Source organism: Streptomyces sp. NPDC042638 (genome assembly GCF_040647235.1).
In the GTDB taxonomy this organism is placed as follows: Bacteria; Actinomycetota; Actinomycetes; order Streptomycetales; family Streptomycetaceae; genus Streptomyces; species Streptomyces rameus.
Map to the genome: position 1 here is coordinate 19,956 of NZ_JBEZBT010000014.1, position 25,735 is coordinate 45,690.

The following is a 25,735-nucleotide window of genomic DNA, read 5'->3' on the forward strand; positions in this document are numbered from 1 at the left end:
CGGACGGCTAGGAGATCTTCACCGGGTTGACCACGTCCGCGATGAGCACCAGGACGGTGAAGCAGACGAAGATCCCGGCCACCACGTAGGCCACCGGCATCAGCTTGGCGACGTCGAACGGACCGGGGTCCGGCCGGCGCATCACCCGGGCCAGGTTCCGCCGCAGCGCCTCCCACAGCGCGCCCGCGATGTGTCCGCCGTCCAGCGGCAGCAGCGGGAGCATGTTGAACAGGAACAGGGACAGGTTGAACCCGGCGAGCAGCATCACGAACATCGCCACCTGCTGGGAGGCGGGGATGTCGAGCGTGGCGATGTCACCGGTGATGCGGGCCGCGCCGACGATGCCGACCGGTGAGTCCGGTTCGCGCGGGCCGTCGCCGAAGGCTGCGTCCCACAGGGCGGGGACCTTGGCGGGCAGCGCGGCGAGGGAGTCGACGGCGTCGCCGACCCGGTCGGTCATCCAGGAGACGGACCCGCCGAAGTCCTCCTTGACGACGCCGGTGGCGGCGCTGAAGCCGAGGAAGCCGGCCTCGACGTAGCCCTTGGTGTACTGGCCGCTGGAGTCCTTCTTGGCGACCTTGTTCGTCGTGATCGTCGTGTGCAGGGTCATCTCCCGGCCCTTGCGGTCGACGACGATCGCGACGTTCTTGCCCGCGCTGTCCCGGATGAGGTCCGAGAGCGTGTTCCAGTCCCTGGTCGGCACGCCGTCGAAGGAGACGATCTTGTCGCCCGCCTTCAGGCCGCCCTTGGCCGCCGGGGAGACCGGGTCGGACTTCCTGCAGGTGTCGCGGTGCTCGCTCTGCTCGATGGAGCAGGGGGAGACGGAGGCGACGGTGGTGGTCTGCTGCTGGATGCCGAAGCCCATGAGCACGGTGAAGAACAGGCCGATCGCGAGCACCAGGTTCATGAAGGGGCCCGCGAACATGACGATGACCCGCTTCCACGGCTTGCGCGTGTAGAACATGCGCGTCTCGTCACCCGGCTTGAGCTCCTCGAAGGCCGCCGAGCGGGCGTCCTCGATCATGCCGCGCCACGGGGAGGTGGAGCGGGCGGAGACCCGGCCCTGGTCGTCGGGCGGGAACATGCCGATCATGCGGATGTAGCCGCCCAGCGGGATGGCCTTGATGCCGTACTCGGTCTCGCCCTTGTCGCGCGACCAGACGGTCGGGCCGAAGCCGACCATGTACTGCGGGACGCGGATGCCGAAGAGCTTGGCCGTGGACAGGTGCCCCAGCTCGTGCCACGCGATCGAGACGAGCAGGCCCACCGCGAAGACCGCTATGCCGAGGATGAACATCAAGGTCGTCATGCACGCGCCTCCGCGGTCGCCGTCGTGGCTGTGAGTTCGCGGGCCCGGGCTCTGGCCCAGGTCTCCGCTTCGAGGACGTCCGACACCGTGAGTGAGGTTCCCGTGCCCGGGGTGCCGTGCTCCTCGACCACCCGGGTGACGGTCTCCATGATCCCGTTGAAGGGCAGCGCGCCGCCCAGGAAGGCCTCGACGCACTCCTCGTTGGCCGCATTGAACACCGCCGGAGCCGTCCCCGCGAGCTGCCCCACGTGCCGGGCGAGGTTCACCGAGGGGAACGCCTCGTTGTCCAGCGGGTAGAACTCCCAGGTGGAAGCCTTGCTCCAGTCGAAGGCGGGCGCCGCGTCGGGAATGCGTTCGGGCCAGCCCAGACCGATGGCGATGGGCCCGCGCATGTCGGGGGGCGTCGCCTGGGCGATCGTGGATCCGTCGGTGAACTCGGCCATCGAGTGGACATACGACTGGGGATGCACGACCACCTCAATGCGGTCGAAGGGAATGTCGTAGAGGAGGTGTGCCTCGATGACTTCCAGTCCCTTGTTGACCAGGGTCGCGGAGTTGACCGTGATCACCGGGCCCATCGCCCAGGTGGGGTGGGCGAGCGCGTCCTGGACGGTGACGTGCGCCAGCTCGGCCCTGGTCCGGCCGCGGAAGGGGCCGCCGGAGGCGGTGACGACGAGCTTGCGGACATCGGCGCGGGTGCCGGCGGCGAGTGCCTGGAAGAGGGCCGCGTGCTCGGAGTCCACCGGGATGATCTGGCCGGGCTTGGCGAGCGCGGTGACCAGCGGGCCGCCGACGATCAGCGACTCCTTGTTGGCCAGCGCGAGCGTGCGGCCCGCCTCCAGGGCGGCCAGGGTCGGCGCGAGGCCGATGGAGCCGGTGATGCCGTTGAGCACGGTGTGGCAGTCGGAGGCGGCGGCCTGGGTGGCCGCGTCGGGCCCGGCGAGGATCTCGGGCAGCGGCTCCCCGCTGCCGTACTCGGCGGTGAGCGCCTCCCGCAGCGCGGGTACGACGTCCTCGCGGGCGACCGCCACGGTCCGCACCCGCAGCCGGTGCGCCTGCTCGGCGAGGAGGGCCACCCGGCCGCCGTTGGCGGAGAGGGCGGTGACCCGGAAGCGGTCGGGGTTGCGCAGCACGAGGTCGATGGCCTGGGTGCCGATGGATCCGGTGGAGCCGAGTATCACCACGTCCTTGGGGCCGTCGCCGGGGACGGGGTCGTAGACGAGGTGCGGGTCCGCGAGGGGTGCCGGACTGGCGGGACTGTCGGTCATCCCCCCATTGTTGCCGCAAGCGGTGACGGCCTGGACAGTGCGTCCCCCGGGCGGGTGCACCGGCGGCCTTCCCCGCCGGGCGGAGCGGTGCTCCTGTCGTTCTCCCGATGTGGAGTCACCGTGAAGATCATGTGATAACACTTCCTTCCACATGTTCTCGCGGACGACATCCTGGGGGGATCTCTCCATGCGTACTGTGCGGCTGCGCGCTGCCCTGCCCGCCCTCGCCGGCGCGGCCCTGCTCACCGGCACCCTGCTCAGCACTCCGGCCGAGGCCGCCGGGGGCGTGCGGATCCACCACGTGTGGTTCGACAGCCCCGGCTCGGACAACCGTTCCAACAAGAGCCTGAACGGCGAGTGGGTGCAGCTGAGGAACACCAGCCGTTCGGCGGTCTCGCTCAGGGGCTGGGTGCTGAAGGACGCCTCCAACCACCGGTACGTCTTCCCGGACGTCAGGATCGGCGCCGGGAAGTACCTCAAGGTCCACACCGGCAGCGGCTCGGACACCGCGTCGGACAAGTACCAGGACCGGCGTGCCTACGTCTGGAACAACGACAGGGACACGGCCACGCTGACCAGGGCGAGCGGCACCAAGGTCTCCTCCTGCTCCTGGACGACGCGGGACCCGAGCGACAAGTACTGCTAGCCGCCCGACCGCCTAGCCGCCGAAGGGGCGGCGGGCGTTCTCGTGGGCCGAGGCTCCGGGGGTCGCGTCGGCGATCCACGGGCCTTGCCCCGAGGGGTCGAGGATGCCCTCCTCCAGCCAGGTGTAGGCCCCGCCGAGGACCCCCTTGACCACCTTGCGGTCCAGGTCGTCGGTGTTGGTCCACAGGCGCGTGAAGAGTTCGTCCACCCGGATGCGGGCCTGGCGGCAGAAGGCGTCGGCCAGCTGGTACGCCTCACGGCCGTGCTCGCCCTCGCCGCGCAGCCGCTCGGCGCGGACGCAGGCCGCGCTCATCGCGAACAGCTCGGCGCCGATGTCCACGATCCGGCCGAGGAAGCCCTGCTTGGTCTCCATCCGGCCCTGCCAGCGGGACATGGCGTAGAAGGTGGACCGGGCCAGCTTGCGGGCGGTGCGCTCGACGTAGCGCAGGTGGCCGGAGAGGTCGACACCCTGCTTGAACTGGCTGTACGAGGTCGGAAGCTGACCTGGTCCGGCGACCAGCTTCGGCAGCCACTTGGCGTAGAAGACGCCCGCCCCCGCGCCCGCCCTCGCCTTGTCGGCCAGCGACTTGTCGGGGTCGATCAGGTCACCGGCCACCGAGAGGTGGGCGTCCACGGCCTCCCGCGCGATCAGCAGGTGCATGATCTCCGTGGAGCCCTCGAAGATGCGGTTGATCCGCAGGTCGCGCAGGATCTGCTCGGCCGGGACCGGGCGTTCGCCGCGCGCCCTGAGGGACTCGGCCGTCTCGTAGCCGCGTCCGCCGCGGATCTGGACCAGTTCGTCGGCCATCGTCCAGGCCATCTCGGAGCCGTAGAGCTTGGCCAGGGCGGCCTCGATGCGGATGTCGTTGCGGTCCTCGTCGGCCATCTGGGAGGACAGGTCGAGCACGGCCTCCAGCGCGAACGTGGTGGCCGCGATGAAACTGATCTTGGAGCCGACGGCCTCGTGCAGCGCGACCGGCTTGCCCCACTGCTCGCGCTCCGCCGCCCACTCACGGGCGATCTTCAGGCACCACTTGCCGGCACCCGCGCACATGGCGGGCAGCGACAGCCGGCCCGTGTTCAGCGTGGTGAGCGCGATCTTCAGGCCCGCGCCCTCGGGGCCGATCCGGTTGGCCGCGGGCACCCGGACCCGGTGGAAGCGGGTCACGCCGTTCTCGATGCCGCGCAGGCCCATGAAGGCGTTGCGGTGCTCGACGGTGATGCCCTCCGAGGCCGCCTCCACCACGAACGCGGTGATGCCGCCCTTGTGGCCTTCGGACTTCGGCACCCGGGCCATGACCACGAGCAGGTCGGCGACCACCCCGTTGGTGGTCCACAGCTTCACCCCGTCGAGGACGTAGTCGTCGCCGTCGGGTACGGCCGTGGTGGCGAGGCGGGCCGGGTCGGAACCCACGTCCGGCTCGGTGAGCAGGAACGCGGAGATGTCGGTCCGGGCGCAGCGGGGCAGGAAGGCGTCCTTCTGCTCCTGGGTGCCGAACTGCTTCAGCGGCTGCGGTACACCGATCGACTGATGGGCGGAGAGCAGCGCGCCGACGGCGGGGCTGACGGAGCCGACCAGGGCGAGGGCCTTGTTGTAGTAGAGCTGGGTGAGGCCCAGGCCGCCGTACTTCGGCTCGATCTTCATGCCGAGTGCGCCGAGTTCCTTCAGGCCCGCGACCACCTCGTCGGGGATGCGGGCCTCCCGTTCGATGCGGGCGGAGTCGATCGTCGTCTCGCAGAACGCGCGCAGCTTCGCCAGGAACTCCTCGCCGCGCCGGACGGATTCGGCGTCGGGGAGCGGATGCGGGTGGATGAGATCGAGCCGGAAGCGCCCGAGGAACAGCTCCTTGGCGAAGCTGGGCTTGTGCCAGTCCTGCTGCCGGGCGGCCTCCGCCACCTGACGTGCCTCGCGTTCGGTGACGGTGGTGCGTTGGGTGGTGGGGGCGGACATGAGGCTCACCTCGCCGCGAAGAGGGATGATTGCGGACCGTTCCATACCGACCAGTGCTACTGGATCGTTGGTACCTGAAACGGGCCGCCCCCACCACCCCTCGCGGTCCGATCGGGTCACACGGGTTCCGGACCGGGGTTCGGCGCCGGGGTCAGGGCCGGGAGGTGGCGACCTCGATCCGGGACCCGCGCGGGCCCTCCTGGCGGCCGGACTCCACGGCCCGCTTCGTCACCGCAGCCGGAAACGGCCGCAGCCCCCGCACAGTGGGCTGCGGCCGTTTCCTTTTCTGACCTGTCCGTGGCAGGTCAGAGCGCGAGACCGGTGAGGACCAGCACGCGCTCGTAGGTGTAGTCCTCCATCGCGAACCGCACGCCTTCGCGGCCCACACCGGACTGCTTGGCGCCGCCGTACGGCATCTGGTCGGCGCGGTAGGACGGGACGTCGCCGACCACCACACCGCCGACCTCGAGGGCGCGGTGGGCACGGAAGGCGACTTGGAGGTCGTGCGTGAACACGCCCGCCTGGAGGCCGTACTTGGAGTCGTTGACCGCGGCGAACGCCTCGGCCTCGCCGTCCACCTTCGTCACGGTGAGGACGGGGCCGAAGACCTCCTCGCAGGCGAGGGTCGCGGTCGCCGGGACGCCGGTGAGGACGGTCGGCGCGTAGGAGGCGCCGTCACGGTCGCCACCGGTGTGGAGCGTGGCGCCGGCCTCGACGGCCTCCTTCACCCACGCCTCGACGCGCTTGGCGGCGTCCTCGCTGACCAGCGGGCCGACGTCGGTCTTGGCGTCGGACGGGTCGCCGGTCACCTGGGCCTCGACCGCGGCGACGATCCGCGGCAGCAGCCGGTCGTACACGGACGCGTCGGCGATCACCCGCTGCACCGAGATGCAGGACTGGCCGCCCTGGTAGTTGGAGAAGGTCGCGATGCGGGTCGCGGCCCAGTCCAGGTCGGCGTCGGAGGCGTAGTCGCCGAGGACGACCGCGGCTCCGTTGCCGCCCAGCTCCAGCGTGCAGTGCTTGCGCGGCACCGAGTCCATGATCGCGTAGCCGACCTTCTCCGAACCGGTGAAGGAGATGACCGGCAGGCGCTCGTCCTGGACCAGGGCGGGCATCTTGTCGTTGGCGACCGGCAGGATCGACCAGGAGCCGGCCGGCAGGTCGGTCTCGGCGAGCAGGTCACCGAGGATCAGGCCGGACAGCGGGGTGGCCGGGGCCGGCTTCAGGATGATGGGGGCACCGGCGGCGATCGCCGGGGCGACCTTGTGGGCGCACAGGTTCAGCGGGAAGTTGAACGGCGCGATGCCGAGCACGACACCCTTGGGGAAGCGCCGGGTGAGGGCCAGGCGGCCCTGGCCGCCGGCGTCGGTGTCGAGGCGCTGGGCCTCGCCGCCGTTGAACCGGCGGGCCTCCTCGGCGGCGAACCGGAACACGGAGACGGCGCGGCCGACCTCGCCCCGGGCCCACTTGATCGGCTTGCCGTTCTCGCCGGAGATCAGCTGGGCGATCTCCTCCGTGCGCTCGGCCAGCCGCTTGCTGACGTGGTCGAGGGCGGCGGCACGTACGTGCGCCGGGGTGGCGGCGAACTCGTCCCGCACGGCGTACGCGGCGGCCACGGCCTCCTCGACCTGGGCGTCGGTCGGCACGCTGACCTTGCCGACGAGCCGGCCGTCCCACGGCGAGGTGACGTCGAAGGTGTCCTCGCCGGTGACCTGGCGGCCGGCGAGCCAGAAGGCATGGGTGGAAGTCATGTACGAGTCCCGGCCCTTCCGCGTTGGGGGTGTGCTTGGCTTGCGTGGTCCACGGTAGGGCGGGGGCGCCCTGGGGGCGTTTGTCCGAGTCGTAGCAGTCGCGGCCGGGGCCGCTCCGCTTTGGCGTCATAGGGGGACTGCGCAGCCCGGGCCGGCAGCCCGCTGCTCCCCCGGCGTCACTCCCCCGCACGTCACTCCCCCGACGTCGCCTTCAACGCGAGCCAGAGCTCCATCCGGACGTCGGGATCGTCCAGGCTCCGGCCGAGGATCTCCTCGACGCGGCGCATCCGGTACCGCAGCGTGTGCCGGTGGACGCCCAGGTCGGCCGCGGCCGCGTCCCACTGCCCGTGCCGGGACAGCCACGCCCGCAGCGAGGCGACCAGGTCCCCCCGCCCGGTCGCGTCGTGCTCGTGCAGCGCCCGCAGCAGCCCGTCGGCGAACGCCTTCACCGCGTCGTCGGCCAGCAGCGGCAGCACCGACCCCGCCGCCAGCTGCTCGTGCTCCACGAAGACCCGCCCGCGCCGCCGCGCCACCGACAGCGCCTGCTCGGCCTGCTTGTACGCCGCTGCGGCCGCGATCGGCCCGGAGGGCGCCGAGAGGCCGACGACCAGTTCGTCCTCGTCCGCACGTCCCTGCTCGGGCGCCGTCCGCTCGGCCTCCCGCGCCGTCGCGTACGCGGCGCACGCGGCCACCGCCGTGCCCTCGTCGGCGGCCAGCACCACCAGCCGCTCGCCCTCGGGCACGACCAGCACGGCCTCCCCGGAGCGGGCGGCGGCGGACTCCACGGTCTCCGCCAGGTCGCTGAGCGGTTCGCCCGCGGGGCCGGACCCGGACTCGGCCAGGATCATCCGGAACGGGGCGTCCAGCAGCCCGCCGTACAGGTCCCCGGCGACGGCGCGGGCGTGGTCGGGTTCGCCGGCGAGGAGCATCCGCAGCACCGCCGTGCCGACGCGCTGCTCGGCCGCGTGCAGGGAGCGGGAGCGTTCGGTGGTGAGGGTGAGCAGGGCGATGGCGGAGTGGACGGCGTACCGCTCGGCGGTGCCCAGCGTGGCGGCCGTACCCACGGCGAGGGCGGCCCGCGGGCGTCGGCCGGTGCCCAGGGAGTGCAGCTCGACGCGGTCCTCGTGCTCGGGTCCGCCGACCACGGAGGAGGCGGGGGCGGCCCGTTCCCGGAGCCGTTCTATTTCGCCGGTGAGGCGGGCGGCGCGGCGGCCGGCCCACTCCGGCGCGGCGGCGACGACGGCGCCCGAGGCGTCGTACAGGGCCGTCCAGCCGTCGACCTGCGCGGCGAGTGCGGTGAGGACGCCCTCGGGGCCGGTGGTGAGCGCCTGTCTGGTCAGCTCGCGCTGGGCGGCGAAGCCGGCCGTGACCGCGCGGTACTGGTCGGCGGCTATCGCCGCGGAGACGGCCTTGCTGATGGCGAGGAAGGGGGTGCGGCGGGGCACCTCCAGCAGGGGGAGCCCCTCCTGCGCGCAGGCGTCGACGAGGGGCTCGGGGGTCTCCTCGTAGTTGACGCCGACGGCGAACCCGAGTCCGACGACTCCCGCGCCGACCAGCCGTCGCACGTACCGCAGCATCGCCTCGGGATCGTCCGCGTCCAGCTTCAGCGCGGTGATCAGCAGCAGCTCGCCGCCCTCCATGTAGGGCACGGGGTCGGCCAGCTCGCTGACGTGCGCCCAGCGGACGGGCACGTCCAGGCGGTCCTCGCCGGCGCGCACGGTCAGCTTGAGCGCGGAGTGGTGGACGAGCGAGGCGAGAGTCGGGGGCATGGGGCCTTCACGGTGAGGGAGATCCGGCGATCACGGTGATCTTTTGGCCGCCGCGTATGAACGGCCTACGCCGATTCTGCCTCACCGTACGACGGCCCGCTGGCGCCCTCAGCTCCGCAGATCCACCAGCAACGGCGGCGCGTGTTCACCCCGCACGGTGGTCAACGACAACACCGCGTGCCCCGGCGGCACCCCATGAGCCAACTCAGAAGGCGACCACCGCTCCCGCTCGACCTGCCGAACGGTGACAGCCTCCGTGGTGACCGCCTTTCCGGTCACCAGCTTGCGCAAGGCATGAATAGCCCGGGTCATCGGCTGGTTCGCGAAGACGGTGTGCCGGGCCACGTCCCGCGCCTCCACCCACTGGGTGCCCCAGGCGTCCGCGAACCGGCTGCCGTCCCAGGTGGTGACTCCGGAGAACGCCATCCGGCAGCCCACGGCCGCGTACAGCGGTCCGTGCAGCGCCTCGGGCACGTCACCGACGGTGCGCAGGGCGAGTACCACACCCGCGTTGCGGGAGCGCAGACGCTGGATGCGCCGCACCGACTCGGCCGTCACGACGCCGGTGGCGTCGTCCAGGACCAGGCAGGCGAAGTGCGTCCTTTCACCCGCCGTCGCCACGCCACCGAACTGGGCGAGCAGGAGCCGGGTGACGAGGCGCGACGCCTCCTCGTACCCACGGTCGGGCAGGTCGATCCTGACCCGCAGCGGATGCTGGGCGACGGCACTCAGCGAGAACGGCCGGGCCCCTTGGTCGGCGCCGAAGAATCCGGCGAAGGCCGGGCGGTCGAGAACGGCCAGCCGGTCGGCCAGTACCGGACCGGGATCGCCTGCGCTGCCCGTCTGCCGAGCCCGGGCGTCGAGTTCTCGGCGCATCGCGGTGTGCTCTTCCCCCTCGAGTGCCGCACGCAGTGCGGCCAGGGCCGAGGGGTCGCCCTCCAGCAGCTCGCGGAGCTGGGGCAGCGCGGGAAAACGTCCGTACGCCGCTCGGTACGGGCCGAGGAGCTGGGCCAGGGTCGTGACAGCCCGCTGACCGCTGACCGCGTCCAGGTCACCGGCCAGGCCCTCCGCGAGGAAGGCCGCCGCCTCGTCCGGATCGCTGGTGTCCGCGTACGGGTCGAGGTCGTACACGGACGCCGGGTCTCCGAGGCGTACGACGACGTCGAAGGCGGAGTCGGGCCCGAGCGGGGTGCCGGCCGCGCAGACGGCGACCACAGCGCACTCTCCGGTCAGGGCCTGCAGGGCGAGCGACTCGACGACGGGCCGGACCAGGTGGCGTGTCTTGCCGGATCCGGAGGGTCCCACGGCCAGTAGCGAAGTGCCGAGGGTGTCGGGCCCGAGCGCCGCTCCGGCCCCGCCGTAGACGAGCGGGGTGCGGTCTCCGGCCGGCCAGCGCCCGATGCGTACCTGCCCGGCCAGCAGGTCGTGCCGGGCGGAGCGGCCCGACAGGTCGCGGTCGCCGGAGGGGTGGGTCCAGGCAGCGCCACCTTCGCGCAGCACTGTCTCGGTGAACGAGGAGAGCCGCGCACTGGTCCGGGCGACGGTCCACCTGTGGCCGACCCTCACGCAGTCCACATCGTTCATCCGGCCGGTGTGCAGCTCACTGGTGAGCACGTCCGCTGCCTGGTGCTGGCCGGCTTCGCGCAGCTCGGGCCAGTGTGACGGCCGCCGGTCGACGGCCGGCTCGGCGACCTGGGCGATCTGGGCCTGCCCGCGTGCGGCGATCGCCTCTTTCGCCAGGGGCAACCAACCGCCGATCCGGGCGAACGGCCACAGCACCAGCAGGGTGATCAGCGCATACAACCCGTCCGTGAGCAGCACCGACCCGAACACCTCGTAGTTGCCGGTGATCAGAACGATGAGGGAGAACAGCGGATCCTGAACAGGCAGGGCGTTCCAGCCGAGGCCGAAGGCGCTGGGGAAGACGAAGGCGAGGGCGACCAGCGCGCCCAAGGCCGCGATCAGGGCGCGACCCGGCTGTGCGCGGCGGGTGACGACGTGCCGGATGATGTCCGGCCAGCTGCCGAGGTGCGCCATGGCGAAGAGGATGACGGCGAAGGCCACGCCGTCGGCGACCGTGATGGCCTCTGCCCCCTGGTAGCCCTTCGGTGACGTGGTTCCGCCCCACCACCAGTCGTCCGGGGTGAGGAGTTTCAGGACGGCCCACTGGTAGGGGATGCTGCCGTGCCGCCACAGGGACCACACGAAGAGCCCCGCGGCAAGGGGGACGAAGAAGCCCACGATGGTGACGGGGGCCAGGCGCTGTTCCTGGCGCGCGGCCTCGGGCACGCGGTAGCCGTAGCGCCAGATGCCGGGCTCGGCCGCCGGGCGCGGCTCGTCGAGCCAGTCGGCGACGGGCGAGCGGGGAGGCTCAGCGGGCGCGGCCGAGGGTGGCCTGCCGCCGGTTGTCGGCGTCCCCGGTGCCCGCGTCGGCCTCGGCGGCACGGCGGAGTCGCTGTAGGCCGCGGCGCCGCCGGTGTACGACGGCGGCACGCTCGGCGGGGCCGCGGGCGCGCCCGGCGGCGCCGTCGGCCGTGGTACTGGGTTCGGGTGCGTGCCGCGGGTGTCCCGCGTTCCGTCGCTTTCCATCGACCTTGCCCCCTGACCAGCCGTTCCGTCCGCCGTTTCGTCCAGCATCAGCGAGCCAATCTAACGCCCAAGCAAGGGGAGTTCACCGCTTACGTGGCCGAGAGGGCCGGCTGCCGCCCGGGCGGGCTATGTCCATCGCGGACAAGGGCAGGCGCCGACAACGCCCACATGGAGCATGCCCACCCCCCGGAAGCGGTCTTAGCCTGCGAGAAAAGAAGGTATGCGTCCGTAAACGCACCGCCCGGAACCGCCCGGGAACGCCCGGTACGCAAGATCATCAGGGAGCCCCCCATGACCGCACTTCCGCAGGAGCGCCGCGTCGTCACCGCCATCCCCGGCCCGAAGTCGCAGGAGCTTCAGGCTCGCCGCACCGCCGTGGTCGCGCAGGGCGTGGGCTCCGTGCTGCCCGTGTTCACCGCGCGCGCGGGCGGCGGCATCATCGAGGACGTCGACGGCAACCGGCTGATCGACTTCGGCTCGGGCATCGCCGTGACCTCCGTCGGCGCGTCCGCCGAGGCCGTCGTGCGGCGCGCGAGCGCCCAGCTCGCCGACTTCACCCACACCTGTTTCATGGTCACCCCGTACGAGGGCTACGTGGAGGTCGCGGAGGCCCTGGCCGAGCTGACCCCCGGTGACCACGCCAAGAAGTCCGCGCTGTTCAACTCGGGCGCCGAGGCCGTCGAGAACGCCGTGAAGATCGCGCGTGCGTACACCAAGCGGCAGGCCGTCGTGGTGTTCGACCACGGCTACCACGGGCGGACCAACCTCACCATGGCGCTGACGGCGAAGAACATGCCGTACAAGCACGGGTTCGGGCCGTTCGCGCCCGAGGTCTACCGCGTGCCGGTGGCGTACGGCTACCGCTGGCCGACCGGTGCCGAGAACGCCGGCCCCGAGGCCGCCAAGCAGGCCATCGACCAGATCACCAAGCAGGTCGGCCCGGACAACGTCGCCGCGATCATCATCGAGCCGGTGCTCGGCGAGGGCGGCTTCATCGAGCCGGCCAAGGGCTTCCTGCCGGAGATCGTGAAGTTCGCCAACGACAACGGCATCGTCTTCGTCGCCGACGAGATCCAGAGCGGGTTCTGCCGGACCGGGCAGTGGTTCGCCTGTGAGGACGAGGGGATCGTCCCGGACCTGATCACGACCGCCAAGGGCATCGCCGGCGGTCTGCCGCTCGCCGCCGTCACCGGGCGCGCGGAGATCATGGACGCCGCGCACGCCGGTGGCCTCGGTGGCACCTACGGCGGCAACCCCGTCGCCTGCGCCGGTGCGCTCGGTGCCATCGAGACCATGAAGGAGCTGGACCTCAACGGCAAGGCCAAGCGCATCGAGGAGGTCATGAAGGGCCGCCTCACCGCCATGGCCGAGAAGTTCGACGTCATCGGTGACGTGCGTGGGCGCGGCGCCATGATCGCCATCGAGCTGGTCAAGGACCGTACGACCAAGGAGCCGAACCCGGAGGCCACCGCCGCCCTGGCCAAGGCCTGCCACGCCGAGGGCCTGCTGGTCCTGACCTGTGGCACCTACGGCAACGTGCTGCGCTTCCTGCCGCCGCTGGTCATCGGCGAGGACCTGCTGAACGAGGGCCTCGACATCATCGAGCAGGCCTTCGCGCGCGTCTGAGCGACGGGTCCGCACCTCTGACGGGCGCCTGCGGCAGGCCGTGTGAAGAAGGTGTGCGGGGTGGATGACGGGAATGGATTCCGTCTGCCCAAGCGCCTCGGCCTGTCGTAGGTTCTTCCCAGATGAGAGATACACCCCGCCCACAGGGGACTGTGGGCGGCTCCAGGCCGGGGCCTCCCCAGCTTCGACCTGGTCGTGCCCTCGCGCACACAACCGGCGCCTGACGCCGGGATCTCCTCACCGATCGGACGGTCGCCGCCCCAAACCCCCCGGGGCGAGCGACGTTCCGGTCCGGTCGGCCGCCCCGGAACTACCCCCCCTGTTCCGGGGCGGCCGACCTCCTTCCCGGCGCGTCCGGGTATGTCTGCCAAGCTGGGCGCCGTGTCGACCGTCGTCCGCCGTGTGCTGCTCCTGGTCCTTCCGGCCCTGCTCCTCACCCTGGCGACCTGGCAGGTCCTCGCCCACGGCCCGCTGCTCGGCCTGGACGCGCGGCTCAGCCGGGCCCTCGTCCATCCCGACCGGTTCTCCGAGCTGCTGTCCGACCTCGGCGACATCCAGGTCGCCGTCCCGGTGCTCGCGCTCGCCGTGGCCCGCGTCCTGTGGCGGGGCCGGGCGGCGGGCACGGACCGGTGGTGGCTGCCGCCGCTCGCCGCGGCCGTCCTGATGGCGCTGGTCCCGTTGATCGTCGTACCGCTGAAGGAGTGGACGGCGAGGCCGGGGACCCCTGTGGTGCCCCCGGCAGTCGGCTACTTCCCGTCCGGGCACACGGCCACGGCGGCCGTGGCCTACGGCTCCGCGACCCTGCTCCTGCTCCCCTGGCTCCGCTCGCCGGCCGCCCGCCGCTCACTGGTGGCCGGCTGTGCGGTCCTGGTGCTCGGGGTGTCGTACGGCCTGGTCCGCCGGGGCTGGCACTGGCCGCTGGACGTGGTGGCCAGCTGGTGTCTGTGCACCGTGCTGCTGACCACCCTGTCCCTCGTCTGCGGCCTCAGCCGAAGTAGGCGTCGAAGTTCTTCTCGAACTCCCAGTTCGCGTACCGGTCCCAGTTCACCGACCAGGTCATCAGGCCGCGCAGGGCGGGCCAGGTCCCGTGGGTCGCGTACGAGCCGCAGTTCGTCTTCTTCGTCAGGCAGTCCAGGGTCTTCGTGACCTCGGACGGGGAGACGTAGCCGTTGCCCGCGTTCGTCGACGCCGGCATGCCGATCGCGACCTGGTCGGGACGGAGCGGCGGGAAGACGTTGGCCGGGTCGCCGGCGACCGGGAAGCCGGTGAGGAGCATGTCGGTCATGGCGATGTGGAAGTCGGCGCCGCCCATGGAGTGGTACTGGTTGTCCAGGCCCATGACGGGACCCGAGTTGTAGTCCTGGACGTGCAGCAGGGTGAGGTCGTCGCGCAGGGCGTGGATGACCGGGAGGTAGGCGCCGCAGCGCGGGTCCTGGCCGCCCCACTTGCCGGTGCCGTAGTACTGGTAGCCGTTCTGCACGAAGAAGGTCTCCGGGGCCATGGTCAGCACGAACGAGGAGCCGTACTTCGCCTTCAGGGTCTTCAGGGCCGAGATGAGGTTCACGATCACGGGGGTCGTCGGGTTCCTGAAGTCCGTGTCGTTCGCGTTCAGCGACAGCGAGTGGCCCTCGAAGTCGATGTCGAGGCCGTCGAGGCCGTAGGTGTCGATGATCTTCGAGACGGAGGAGACGAAGGTGTCGCGGGCCGCGGTCGTGGTCAGCTGGACCTGCCCGTTCTGGCCGCCGATGGAGATCAGCACCTTCTTGCCGGCCGCCTGCTTGGCCTTGACGGCCGCCTTGAAGTCGGCGTCGCTCTCCACGTTCGGGCACTCGGTGACGGGGCAGCGGTTGAACCGGATGTCGCCGGAGGTGACCGAGGTGGGCTCGCCGAAGGCCAGGTCGATGACGTCCCAGCTGTCGGGGACGTCGGCGAGGCGGGTGTAGCCGGCGCCGTTGGCGAAGCTCGCGTGCAGGTAGCCGACGAGCGCGTGGGCGGGCAGGCCGCCCGATCCACCGCCGCCGCCGGCGCTGGTCGTCGCGGTCACGGCGGTGGACTTCGCGGACTCGCCGGCGTCGTTGACCGCGGTGACCTGGAAGCTGTACGCGGTCGAGGCCGTGAGGCCGGACACGGTCGCCGAAGTACCGGTCATCGTCAGCGCCTTGACCCCGTCGCGGTAGACCGCGTAGCTCGTCGCGCCGGTCGCCGCCGACCAGGAGAGGCCGACGGAGGACGCGGTCACGGAGGTGGCCCTGAGGCCGGCCGGCGGGGCGGGCGGCTGTCCGGTGCCGCTGCCGCCGGGGCCGGTCAGGGTGATGTCGTCGGCCTGGTAGGCGCCGGTGCCGTACCAGCCGTGGGTGTAGATCGTGACCTTGGTGGTGGCGGCGCCGGTACGGAAGGTGGTGCTCAGCTTCTGCCAGTCGGGGGCGGACTGGGTCCAGGCGGAGACGTCGGTGGTGCCGGTGCCGTTCGCGCCGAGGTAGACGTAGGAGCCGCGGACGTAACCGGACAGGGTGTACTGCGCGTTCGGCTGGACGCTCACCGTCTGGGCGCACTGGGCGTCGTCGCTGCCCGCCGGGGTCGCCTGCAGCGCCGAACCGCCGCTGTGCACCGGTGAGTTCACCGTCGTGCCGGCGGTGCAGGTCCAGCCGGTCAGGCCGGACTCGAAGCCGCCGTTGACCGCGACGTCCACGTCGGCCGCACGGGCGGCCGACGAGAGCGCGGTGATGCCGGGCAGGGCCAGCAGTGCGGCCGTGAGCGCGGCGAGGACGAATCTGGGACATCTGGCGCGGTCCACAAGGGCCTCCGGGATCAGGGGAGTTGGAGGAGCGGAGCGCACACAACTTGGTCCAGACCAATCCTGTTGTCAAGGTGTGCGGACGTTACCCGCCCTCGCCCCTCTCCCGGGCCGGCCCCGCCGCCGCCTCGTGCATCGCCAGCTCCAGCAGCGCCGGATCGGTCAGCGTGCCCGAGCCGTCCGGCGGCACCAGCCAGCGCACACCGTGGGTCGCCCGGCCGGGATACGGCACGACGATCCAGGTCCCCGGTCCGGCGGTGCGGATGCCCGTGCCGAGCCACCGGGCCGCGGTGCCCGGGGGCACGAAGAAGCCGACCCGGTTGTCGCCGGAGTCGACGAGCACCGGTCCGGGCCGGTCCAGGACCCGGGTGAGTACGTCCAGGGTCGGACAGCCGAGGTCACCCGGCAGGATCAGGACGTCCCACGCCCTGCCCGCGGGCAGCAGGGCGACCCCCAGGGGGTTGCGTTCCCACTCCCAGCGGCAGGCCTCGGGGTCCGGTGCGACGGATGCCAGCCATTCGACCGCCGTCTTCGCCCCAGTCATCAGAAAGCCTCCCTCTCTCTCGCGCTCTCGTGCTCTCGTGCGACGCGGTCGCGTCGGGAGAAGAGAGGGGGACTCTCCGGAGGCATTACGCGGGTTCGCCCGACCCGTTGGGGTGAGCCGGCTCACACCCATCCGTCGGGGCGCGGCCCGCCGACGGCCTTGATCCTCGCGGTCAGTTCGGTCATCTGGTTGTAGATGGACCGCCGTTCCGCCATCATCGCGCGCAGCTTCCGGTCCGCGTAGTCGACGGCCGACTGGTCACGGCCGCCGAAGAGCTGGCCGATCCTGGGCGGCGACAGGTCGGTGAGTTCGCGGCACAGGTACATGGCCATCTGGCGGGCGGTGACCAGGGCCCGGCCGCGCTCCTTCCCGCGCAGGTCGGCGGCTGTCACCCCGAAGTAGTCTCCGGTCAGCTCGATGATCCGGCGGGCCGCCTCCTCCTCGCGGGAGGGGCCGCGGTCCGGGACCAGGTCGCGCAGCACGACCGCGGCCAGCTGGACGTCCATCGGCTGCCGGTTCAGCGCCGCGAACGCACGGACCCGGACGAGCGCGCCCTCCAGCTCCCGGACGTTGCGCTCGACGTGGGAGGCGATGTAGTCGAGCGTCTCGGGCGGCGCGGTGATGCCCTCCTGCTCCGCCTTGCGCCGCAGCAGGGTGACCCGCACCGCTTGCTCGGGCGGCCGGACATGGGTGATCAGCCCGGACTCCAGCCGGGCCCGCAGCCGGTCACCCAGGTGGGTGAGCTGCTTGGGCGGTCGGTCCGAGGAGACCACGATCTGCTTGTGCGCGCCGTGCAGTTCGTCGAAGAGGTGACGGAACTCCTCGTGCAGGCCGCCCAGGTCCGGGAGGTACTGGATGTCGTCCACGAGGATCAGGTCCGGCTCCAGACAGCGCCGGCGGAACGCGTCGAGGCCGGCGCCCCGGCCGGCGCCGCGGTACTCGTCGGCGAGCGCCTCCGCCGTCACATAGCGCACCCGCGTGCCCGGCCGGGCCCGCCGGGCCTGGTGGCCGATCGCGCAGAGCAGGTGCGTCTTGCCGATGGCGGACGTCCCGTAGACGAAGAGCGGGTTGTACAGGGTGGCCGGCGCCTCCGCGACGGCCCGGGCGGCCCCGTGGGCGAACCGGTTGGTGTCGCCCACGACGAACGTGCCGAAGACGAAGCGCGGGTCGAGGCCGTGGCGGGCCTCGGTGTCCTCGGCCACCGGCCCGCGCGGGACGGCGTCCTTCGCTGCGGCGTCCGTGGGTGGGGCATCCGTGGGTGGGGCATCCCTGAGTGCGGCATCCGCGACCGGCGGGTTCTCCCCCTCCCCGTGTTCCTCGGCCGCGACGAGCTGGCGTTCCAGTTCCTCGCAGCGCCGCTCGGCCCGCACCCGCCGGGCGTGGGCGTCCTTCAAATCCTCGCCGAGTGCCTCCACCTGCTCCATGAGGTCCTGCCGCTCTCTCAGCAGGGCGGTCACCTGGTCCTCGTACAGACGCAGGGTCTTGTCCCGCTCGGCGGCGGAGCGGTCCTGGTGGCCGTGCAGCTGACGGATCTGCAGCTCCAGGTCGGCGGCGCGGTGCTGGGCGTCGGCCAGGGCTCCCTCCAGCGCCCGGACGAGGGCCGCGGAGCGCATCGACTGCCGGTCGGCGTCGGCGAGTTCGTCCTCCAGCGCCTGGACCCGGTTCAGCGCGGAACCGCCGCACGCCAGTGCGGTGCGGTGCAGCCGGCGCAACAGCTCGATGGCCTCGGGGGTCGGGGCGCGGCCCTGTTCCTCGGCGACGTCGCGGATCAGGTCGTGCACGAACTCCCAGGGGGGTATGCGGGTGCCGTTGAGGAACCGGGAGAGGGAGCCGGGGTCCCGGTGCCGGCGGGCCGCGTAGCGCCGCACACTGATGCCGAGGCCGTCGAAGAGGCGCCGTAACGCCTCCGCCAACGCCCGCGACTCCTCCGGGAGATCCCCGCCCAACGGCACCAGAACGCTCATGCCCTCCCCCTTCGCGCGCCGGGCGTCCCGGTGTTGCGGCAGGTGGCAACTGTGCCGCCTGGCGCAACACCGGACGACCGCACCAGTCTCTTGTCCTGTCCCCCGCACCGGAGACCAGAAAGGGATACCAATGCGCGGCCCCCGAGGGCGAACCGATCTTGTCGCCTTTCTCGCGGTCCTGTCGACCGGAGTCATCCTCGTCCTGTCCGGCGTCGCACCGGAGGCGGTGTCCATCGTGGCGATCGGTCTGTCCACGCTGTACGCCGCCTGGCGGGGGGAGAGCTCCTCCGGGGACCGGGACGCGTGAGGGATCAGCTGTCGAAGCCCAGCCCCAGCCGGTCCATCGTCCGCAGCCACAGGTTCCGCCGGCCGCCGTGCGCGTCCGCGCGGGCCAGGGACCACTTGGTGAGGGCGATCCCGGTCCAGGCGAAGGGCTCCGGCGGGAACGGCAGCGGCTTCTTGCGGACCATCTCCAGCTCGGTGCGCTCGGTGCGCTCCCCGTCCAGCAGGTCCAGCATGACGTCCGCGCCGAACCGGGTCGCGCCGACGCCGAGGCCCGTGTAGCCCGCGGCGTAGGCCACGCGGCCGTCGTGGGCGGTGCCGAAGAACGCCGAGAAGCGGGAGCACGTGTCGATCGCGCCGCCCCAGGCGTGGGTGAAGCGGACGCCCTCGAGCTGCGGGAAGCAGGTGAAGAAGTGGCCCGCGAGCTTGGCGTACGTCTCGGGCCGGTCGTCGTACTCGGCGCGCACCCGGCCGCCGTAGTGGTGGATCGCGTCGTAGCCGCCCCACAGGATGCGGTTGTCCGCGGACAGCCGGAAGTAGTGGAACTGGTTGGCGCTGTCCCCCAGCCCCTGCCGGTTCTTCCAGCCGATCTCGGCGAGTCGGTCCTCGCTCAGCGGCTCGGTCATCAGCGCGTAGTCGTAGACCGGGACGGTGTACGACCGCACGCGCCGCAGCAGGCTCGGGAAGATGTTCGTGCCGAGCGCGACCCTGCGCGCGCGGACGGCGCCGTACGGGGTGCGTACGGCCATCCCGGCGCCGTAGTTCTTCAAGGTCAGGGCGGGTGTGTGCTCGTACACCCGTACCCCGAGCCGGAGGCACGCCTGCTTCAGCCCCCACGCCAGTCTGGCCGGGTTCAGCATGGCCACGCCCCGGCGGTCCCACAGGCCCGCCTCGAAGGTGGGCGAGTTCACCTGCTCGCGCACGGCGTCGGTGTCGAGGAACTCGACGCCGTCGGCGAGCCCCTTCTCCTCCAGCTCGCGGTGCCAGTCACGCAGTTCCCACGCCTGGTAGGTCTCGGTGGCGACGTCGATCTCACCGGTGCGTTCGAAGTCGCAGTCGATGCCGTGCCGGTTGATCGCGTCCTCGATCCCGTCGAGGTTGCGCCGGCCCAGCTCCTCCAGCTTGTGGATCTCGTCGGGCCAGCGGGTGAGGCCGTTGGGCAGGCCGTGGGTGAGGGAGGCGGCGCAGAAGCCGCCGTTGCGGCCGGAGGCGGCCCAGCCCACCTCGCGGCCTTCCAGGAGCACCACTTCGCGCTGCGGATCGCGCTCCTTGGCGTTCAGCGCGGTCCACAGCCCGCTGTAGCCGCCGCCGACGACCAGCAGGTCGCAGGTCTCGGTGCCGGTGAGGGCGGGTTCGGCGTGTGGCTTCCCGGGGTCTTCCAGCCAGTACGGGACCGGCTGGGCTTCGGAGAGTGAGGCGATCCACTTGTCTGTGCCACGGCTCATGGCGCTTGGGGCCATGATTTCAACTCCCTACAGAGGACTTGCCGAAAAGGGCTATGCCTTTTGCTTGTTCCGGCGGTTGCCGGCGACCATCGAGGTCAGGACGAGGAGAACGGCGATGAGGAACATGGCCGTACCGATCACGTTGATCTGCACGGGAGTTCCGCGCTGCGCCGAGCCCCATACGAACATCGGGAAGGTGACGGTCGAGCCGGCGTTGAAATTGGTGATGATGAAATCGTCGAAGGAGAGCGCGAACGACAGCAGCGCGCCCGCGGCGATTCCGGGTGCCGCGATGGGCAGGGTGACCCGCAGGAAGGTCTGCGCGGGACCGGCGTACAGGTCCCGGGCGGCCTCCTCCAGGCGCGGGTCCATCGACATCACGCGCGCCTTGACCGCGGTGACGACGAAGCTGAGGCAGAACATGATGTGGGCGATCAGGATCGTCCAGAAGCCGAGCTGCGCGCCCATGTTGAGGAACAGCGTGAGCAGCGAGGCGGCCATGACGACCTCGGGCATCGCCATCGGCAGGAAGATCAGCGAGTTGACGGCGCCGCGCGCGCGGAAGCGGTAGCGGACCAGCGCGAAGGAGATCATCGTGCCGAGGACCGTGGCGCCGACCGTCGCCCACACGGCGATCTGGAGGCTGATGGACAGCGAGCCGCACATGTCGGCGACGCCGCACGGGTCCTTCCAGGCGTCCGTGGAGAACCGCTGCCACTCGTAGTTGAAGCGTCCCTTCGGCTTGTTGAAGGAGAACACCGTGACGACGATGTTCGGCAGCAGCAGATAGGCGAGCGTCAGCAACCCGGCGATGACGACGAGACGGCGCTTGAACCAGTTGACGAAGGGCATTTAGACGAGATCCTCCGTCCCGGACCGGCGGATGTAGATCGTGACCATGGCCAGGATGGCGGCCATGAGGATGAAGGAGAGGGCCGCGGCGGTCGGGTAGTCCAGGATGCGCAGGAACTGCGTCTGGATGACGTTGCCGATCATGCGGGTGTCGGTGGAGCCGAGGAGTTCGGCGTTGACGTAGTCGCCGGCCGCCGGGATGAAGGTCAGCAGCGTGCCGGAGACCACGCCCGGCATGGACAGCGGGAAGGTGACCTTGCGGAAGGTCGTCCACGGCTTGGCGTACAGGTCGCCGGCCGCCTCGTGCAGCCGGCCGTCGATCCGCTCCAGTGAGGTGTACAGCGGCAGGATCATGAACGGCAGGAAGTTGTACGTCAGTCCGCAGACGACGGCGAGCGGGGTGGCGAGGACCCGGTCGCCGGCCGTCCAGCCGAGCCAGTTGGTGAGGTCCAGGACGTGCAGCGAGTTCAGGGTGTGCACGACGGGGCCGTTGTCCGCGAGGATCGTCTTCCAGGCCAGGGTGCGGATCAGGAAGCTGGTGAAGAACGGCGCGATCACCAGGATCATGATCAGGTTCTTCCAGCGGCCCGCGCGGAAGGCGATGAGGTAGGCCAGCGGGTAGCCGAGCAGCAGGCACAGCACGGTCGCGGCGGCGGCGTAGGAGACGGACCGCAGGAACTGCGGCCAGTACTCGGTGAGCGCGTGCCAGTAGGTCGCGAAGTGCCAGGTGACCTTGTAGCCCGCTTCCAGCGAGCCCTGCTGCACGGAGGTGGAGGCCTGGTAGACCATCGGCAGCGCGAAGAAGACGACCAGCCACAGCATGCCGGGCAGCAGCAGCCAGTACGGAGTGAACCGGCCGCGCTTGCGCGGTGGCTTCCGCTCCGGCTCGGCGGGGGCGAGCGGCGGGGGTGCCTCGGTGAGGGTGGACATCAGGCCGCCGCCTCTTCCTCGATGCCCGCGTCGATGTCCTGGTCCGCGTCCAGACCGAAGGTGTGGGCCGGGCTCCAGTGCAGGACGACGTCGGCGCCGGGGACGAGCCGGCCGTCGCGCTCGACGTTCTGGACGTAGACCGCGAACTCGTCGCAGACCGGGGTGTCGATCACGTACTGGGTGGAGACGCCGATGAAGCTGGCGTCGGCGATCTTGCCGGTGATGCGGTTGCGGCCCTCGGGGACGGAGCCGGCGTCGTCGGCGTGGGTGAGGGAGATCTTCTCCGGGCGGATGCCGACCAGCACCTTGCCGCCGGCCGTGGTCGGGGCGGAACATCGCGCCTCGGGCAGCACCAGCTTGCCGCCGCCCGCCCTGAGCACGATGTCGTCGCCGTTCTTCGTGTCGACCTCGGCCTCGATGAGGTTGGAGGTGCCGAGGAAGTTCGCGACGAAGGTGGTGCGCGGGTTCTCGTACAGGTCGGTCGGCGCGCCGAGCTGTTCGACCCGGCCCGCGTTCATCACGGCGACCGAGTCGGCCATGGTCATGGCCTCCTCCTGGTCGTGCGTGACATGGACGAAGGTGATGCCGACCTCGGTCTGGATGCGCTTGAGCTCCAGCTGCATCTGGCGGCGCAGCTTGAGGTCGAGGGCGCCGAGCGGCTCGTCCAGCAGGAGCACCTTCGGGTGGTTGATCAGCGCACGGGCCACGGCGACCCGCTGCTGCTGGCCGCCGGAGAGCTGGTGCGGCTTCTTGCGCGCCTGCTCGCCCAGCTGGACCAGCTCCAGCATGTCCTCGACCTGCTTCTTCACGCTCTTGATGCCGCGTCGGCGCAGGCCGAAGGCGACGTTCTCGAAGATGTCGAGGTGCGGGAAGAGCGCGTAGGACTGGAACACCGTGTTGACCGGACGCTTGTACGGCGGCAGGTGGGTGACGTCCTGGTCGCCGAGGCGCACGGTCCCGGAGGAGGGGTCCTCCAGGCCGGCGATCATGCGCAGGGTGGTGGTCTTGCCGCAGCCGGAGGCGCCGAGCAGGGCGAAGAAGGAGCCCTCGGGCACGGTCAGGTCCAGCGGCTGCACGGCGGTGAAGCCGTTGTCGTAGGTCTTGGAGATACCGGAGAGGCGGACGTCGCCGCTGTTGTCTGGTGTCGTCTTCATCGTCGTCACGCCCCTGTGAGCTTCGCGAACTTCTCTTCGTAGGCCGTCTCTTCCTTCTGGCTCAGGGAGCGGAAGGCATGGGACCTCGCCTGCATGGCCTTGTCGGGAACGATCAGCGGATTGTTCGCCGCATCCTTGTCGATCTTCGCAAGGTAGGGCTTCACGCCGTCGACCGGAGTCACGTAGTTGATGTAGGCGGCGAGCGCCGCGGCCTGCTCGGGCTCGTAGTAGAAGTCGATCAGCCGCTCGGCGTTCGTCTTGTGGCGCGCCTTGTTGGGGACGCACAGGTTGTCGGTCGACGTCATGTAGCCGCTGTCGGGGATGACGAAGTCGACGTCCGGGCTGTCGGACTTCAGCTGCACCACGTCCCCGGCCCAGGCCACACAGGCGGCGAGGTCGCCCTTGGTGAGGTCGGAGGTGTAGTCGTTGCCCGTGAAGCGGCGGATCTGGCCCTTGTCGACGGCCTTCTGGAGGCGGGCGATCGCCGCGTCGAAGTCGTCGCCGGTGAAGCGCGCCGGGTCCTTGCCCATGTCGAGCAGGGTCATGCCCATGCTGTCGCGCATCTCCGACAGGAAGCCGACGCGCCCCTTGAGCCGGGGGTTGTCGAGCAGGTCGGAGACCGACTTCACCTCGATGCCGTCGAGCGCCTTCTTGTTGTAGGCGATGACGGTCGAGATGCCCTGCCAGGGGTACGAGTAGGCCCGTCCGGGGTCCCAGTCCGGGTTGCGGAACTGGGGCGACAGGTTGGTGTAGGCGTGCGGCAGGTTGGACGGGTCCAGTTTCTGGACCCACCCCAGGCGGATGAGGCGGGCGGCCAGCCAGTCGGTGAGGACGATGAGGTCCCGGCCGGTGTCCTGGCCCGCGGCGAGCTGCGGCTTGAGCTTGCCGAAGAACTCGTTGTTGTCGTTGATGTCCTCGGTGTAGTTGACCGTGATCCCGGTCCGCTTGCGGAAGGCGTCCAGCGTCGGGTGGCGCTTGCCGCTGTCGTCGACGTCGATGTACTCGGTCCAGTTGGAGAAGTTCACGCTCTTCTCCCGGGCCGAGTGGTCCTCGGCGGACGTGCCGCCCTGCGCCTTGCCGGCCGCCGGGATACCGCAGCCGCCCAGGGCCCCCAGGCCGCCGGCCGCGAGCGCGCCGCCCGCGGTGGCCCGGAGCAGCGAACGGCGGGTCAGGGCGGCCCGGCCGTTTCGCATGCTGCGCCGCATGGCGGCCACTTGGGGCGGGGTCAGACGGTCGGGCTGGTACTGCTCCATGCGCGTGGTGCCCTTTCGGGAGGGATCGGCCTGGTCGTCGGCCTGGTCGTCTCTAGCGGTCCCCGAAGATCGTGCGGTGCCAGTCCTTCTCGGCCACCGCCGTGTTGTCGAACATTACGTGCTTGACCTGCGTGTACTCCTCGAAGGAGTACACCGACATGTCCTTGCCGAAGCCCGATGCCTTGTAGCCGCCGTGCGGCATCTCGCTGATGATCGGAATGTGGTCGTTGACCCAGACGCAGCCCGCCTTGATCTCGCGGGTGGCCCGGTTCGCGCGGTAGACGCCGGTGCTCCACGCGGAGGCGGCGAGGCCGTACGGAGTGTCGTTGGCCAGCCGGATTCCCTCATCATCGCTGTCGAACGGCAGTACGACCAGCACCGGACCGAAGATCTCCGACTGGACGATCTCGCTGTCCTGGGCCGCGCCGGCGATCAGGGTGGGCCGGTAGTAGGCGCCGTTCTTCAGGTCGCCCTGAGGGGCCTCGCCGCCGGTCACCACGCGCGCGTAGGCGCGGGCCCGGTCCACGAAGCCGGCTACTCGGTCGCGCTGGACGTGCGAGATCAGCGGTCCCAGGTCGGTCCCGGCCTCGAACGGGTCCCCGAGCCGGACGGTCTCCATCAGCGCGGCCGTCCGCTCCACGAACGCGTCGTAGAGCGGGCGCTGCACGTACGCGCGCGTGGCGGCCGTGCAGTCCTGCCCGGTGTTGATGAGCGAGCCCGCCACGGCGCCGTGCGCGGCGGCCTCCAGGTCGGCGTCGTCGAAGACCACGAAGGGCGCCTTGCCGCCCAGCTCCAGGTGCAGCCGCTTGACGGTGGCGGTGGCGATCTCGGCGACGCGCTTGCCGACGCCCGTGGACCCCGTGAAGGAGGTCATGGCGACGTCGGGGTGCCCGACGAGGTGCTCGCCTGCCCCCTTGCCGGTCCCGGTGACGATGTTGATCACGCCGTCCGGGATGCCCGCGTCCGTCGCGGCCTGGGCGAACAGCAGCGAGGTCAGCGGGGTCAGCTCGGCGGGCTTCAGGACGATGGTGTTGCCGGCGGCGATCGCCGGGAGGATCTTCCACGCGGCCATCTGGAGGGGGTAGTTCCAGGGCGCGATCGACCCGACCACCCCGATGGGCTCGCGCCGGACGTACGACGTGTGGTCGCCGGAGTACTCACCGGCGGACTGCCCCTGCAGATGCCGGGCGGCGCCCGCGAAGAAGGCGGTGTTGTCGATGGTCCCGGGCACGTCGAACTCGCGGGTGAGCTTGAGCGGCTTGCCGCACTGGAGGGACTCCGCGCGGGCGAGGTCCTCGGCGCGGTCGGCGAGCACGGCGGCGAACCGGTGCAGTGCGTCCGAGCGCTCGCCCGGCGTGGCGGCGGCCCAGCCCGGGAACGCCGCACGCGCGGCGGCGACGGCCGCGTCGACGTCGTCGGTGCCGGCCAGCTCGTAGGCGTAGACCTCCGCACCGGTGGCGGGGTCGGTCACGGCGTGGTGGCGGCCCGAGGTTCCCTTGGTCAGCCGTCCGGCGATGAACTGCGCGCCGTCCGCGAACCGGTCCCGCGCGGGGAATCGTTCCGGGGTGCCCGGGTTGTCCATGTCGCTCTCCTCCGCCGGTACACCCCG

18 protein-coding genes and 1 pseudogene are annotated in these 25,735 nt (G+C 71.1%); 4 read left to right on the top strand and 15 right to left on the bottom strand.

Annotated elements, in window-relative coordinates:
• Positions 1 to 7: 7 nt before the first annotated feature.
• Positions 8 to 1,309, bottom strand: a complete 1,302-nt coding sequence (locus AB0B40_RS14275; RefSeq protein ID WP_345055153.1) for a site-2 protease family protein — start codon at positions 1,307 to 1,309, stop codon at positions 8 to 10.
• Positions 1,306 to 2,577 carry a 1-deoxy-D-xylulose-5-phosphate reductoisomerase gene (gene dxr, locus AB0B40_RS14280; protein WP_345055155.1) on the bottom strand — a complete coding sequence of 424 codons (1,272 nt, stop codon included), beginning with the start codon at positions 2,575 to 2,577 and terminating at the stop codon, positions 1,306 to 1,308. Before dxr ends, AB0B40_RS14275 begins: the two co-directional genes overlap by 4 nt.
• A gap of 187 nt (positions 2,578 to 2,764) precedes the next feature.
• On the opposite strand from dxr, the gene AB0B40_RS14285 reads away from it, so the two are divergent.
• A complete protein-coding gene (locus tag AB0B40_RS14285) occupies positions 2,765 to 3,223 on the top strand; it encodes a lamin tail domain-containing protein (RefSeq protein ID WP_362264008.1) in 459 nt (152 codons plus the stop codon).
• 12 nt (positions 3,224 to 3,235) lie between these two features.
• Here the strand turns inward: AB0B40_RS14285 and AB0B40_RS14290 are convergent, their stop codons facing one another.
• The 4 genes from AB0B40_RS14290 to AB0B40_RS14305 form a co-directional block, all read right to left on the bottom strand.
• Positions 3,236 to 5,173, bottom strand: coding sequence for an acyl-CoA dehydrogenase family protein (locus tag AB0B40_RS14290; protein ID WP_362264009.1), 1,938 nt, complete (start codon positions 5,171 to 5,173; stop codon positions 3,236 to 3,238).
• Positions 5,174 to 5,478: 305 nt separating this feature from the next.
• Positions 5,479 to 6,924: an aldehyde dehydrogenase family protein gene (locus AB0B40_RS14295; RefSeq protein WP_345055161.1), complete on the bottom strand. Its 1,446-nt coding sequence runs from the start codon at positions 6,922 to 6,924 to the stop codon at positions 5,479 to 5,481.
• Positions 6,925 to 7,115: 191 nt separating this feature from the next.
• Positions 7,116 to 8,693: a PucR family transcriptional regulator gene (locus AB0B40_RS14300; protein ID WP_345055164.1), complete on the bottom strand. Its 1,578-nt coding sequence runs from the start codon at positions 8,691 to 8,693 to the stop codon at positions 7,116 to 7,118.
• A gap of 108 nt (positions 8,694 to 8,801) precedes the next feature.
• The gene (locus AB0B40_RS14305; RefSeq protein ID WP_362264010.1) at positions 8,802 to 11,282 is read right to left on the bottom strand and encodes an ATP/GTP-binding protein; all 2,481 of its coding nucleotides are present in this window, start codon (positions 11,280 to 11,282) and stop codon (positions 8,802 to 8,804) included.
• Positions 11,283 to 11,573: 291 nt separating this feature from the next.
• Between AB0B40_RS14305 and gabT the strand changes: the two genes are divergently transcribed.
• Positions 11,574 to 12,908, top strand: coding sequence for a 4-aminobutyrate--2-oxoglutarate transaminase (gene gabT, locus AB0B40_RS14310; protein ID WP_362264011.1), 1,335 nt, complete (start codon positions 11,574 to 11,576; stop codon positions 12,906 to 12,908).
• A gap of 663 nt (positions 12,909 to 13,571) precedes the next feature.
• Positions 13,572 to 13,814, top strand: a pseudogene (locus AB0B40_RS14315) (hypothetical protein); the annotation flags it as partial.
• 79 nt (positions 13,815 to 13,893) lie between these two features.
• Here AB0B40_RS14315 and AB0B40_RS14320 read toward each other — a convergent pair.
• The 3 genes from AB0B40_RS14320 to dnaA form a co-directional block, all read right to left on the bottom strand.
• Positions 13,894 to 15,702: a glycoside hydrolase family 18 protein gene (locus tag AB0B40_RS14320; protein ID WP_362264012.1), complete on the bottom strand. Its 1,809-nt coding sequence runs from the start codon at positions 15,700 to 15,702 to the stop codon at positions 13,894 to 13,896.
• 85 nt (positions 15,703 to 15,787) lie between these two features.
• Positions 15,788 to 16,246 (bottom strand): hypothetical protein, encoded by a 459-nt coding sequence (locus AB0B40_RS14325; RefSeq protein ID WP_345055173.1) that lies wholly within the window; start codon positions 16,244 to 16,246, stop codon positions 15,788 to 15,790.
• Positions 16,247 to 16,368: 122 nt separating this feature from the next.
• The gene (gene dnaA, locus AB0B40_RS14330) at positions 16,369 to 18,210 is read right to left on the bottom strand and encodes a chromosomal replication initiator protein DnaA (protein WP_362264013.1); all 1,842 of its coding nucleotides are present in this window, start codon (positions 18,208 to 18,210) and stop codon (positions 16,369 to 16,371) included.
• A gap of 130 nt (positions 18,211 to 18,340) precedes the next feature.
• On the opposite strand from dnaA, the gene AB0B40_RS14335 reads away from it, so the two are divergent.
• Complete coding sequence (locus AB0B40_RS14335; protein ID WP_362264014.1) at positions 18,341 to 18,517, top strand: hypothetical protein; 177 nt, start codon at positions 18,341 to 18,343, stop codon at positions 18,515 to 18,517.
• A gap of 4 nt (positions 18,518 to 18,521) precedes the next feature.
• Here AB0B40_RS14335 and AB0B40_RS14340 read toward each other — a convergent pair whose 3' ends face one another.
• From AB0B40_RS14340 to AB0B40_RS14365, 6 genes are read right to left on the bottom strand one after another with little or no spacing between them, the layout of a single operon-like run.
• Positions 18,522 to 19,952, bottom strand: coding sequence for an FAD-dependent oxidoreductase (locus AB0B40_RS14340; RefSeq protein ID WP_345055179.1), 1,431 nt, complete (start codon positions 19,950 to 19,952; stop codon positions 18,522 to 18,524).
• 36 nt (positions 19,953 to 19,988) lie between these two features.
• Positions 19,989 to 20,789 carry an ABC transporter permease gene (locus AB0B40_RS14345; RefSeq protein WP_345055182.1) on the bottom strand — a complete coding sequence of 267 codons (801 nt, stop codon included), beginning with the start codon at positions 20,787 to 20,789 and terminating at the stop codon, positions 19,989 to 19,991.
• Positions 20,790 to 21,719, bottom strand: coding sequence for an ABC transporter permease (locus tag AB0B40_RS14350; protein ID WP_345055185.1), 930 nt, complete (start codon positions 21,717 to 21,719; stop codon positions 20,790 to 20,792).
• Positions 21,719 to 22,882: an ABC transporter ATP-binding protein gene (locus AB0B40_RS14355; protein WP_345055187.1), complete on the bottom strand. Its 1,164-nt coding sequence runs from the start codon at positions 22,880 to 22,882 to the stop codon at positions 21,719 to 21,721. Before AB0B40_RS14355 ends, AB0B40_RS14350 begins: the two co-directional genes overlap by 1 nt.
• The gene (locus AB0B40_RS14360) at positions 22,879 to 24,126 is read right to left on the bottom strand and encodes a spermidine/putrescine ABC transporter substrate-binding protein (RefSeq protein WP_345055190.1); all 1,248 of its coding nucleotides are present in this window, start codon (positions 24,124 to 24,126) and stop codon (positions 22,879 to 22,881) included. The genes AB0B40_RS14355 and AB0B40_RS14360 overlap by 4 nt, the downstream gene beginning before the upstream one ends.
• Before the next feature lie 52 nt (positions 24,127 to 24,178).
• On the bottom strand, positions 24,179 to 25,708 hold the full coding sequence (locus AB0B40_RS14365; RefSeq protein ID WP_345055192.1) for a gamma-aminobutyraldehyde dehydrogenase: 1,530 nt from the start codon (positions 25,706 to 25,708) through the stop codon (positions 24,179 to 24,181).
• Positions 25,709 to 25,735 lie beyond the last annotated feature (27 nt).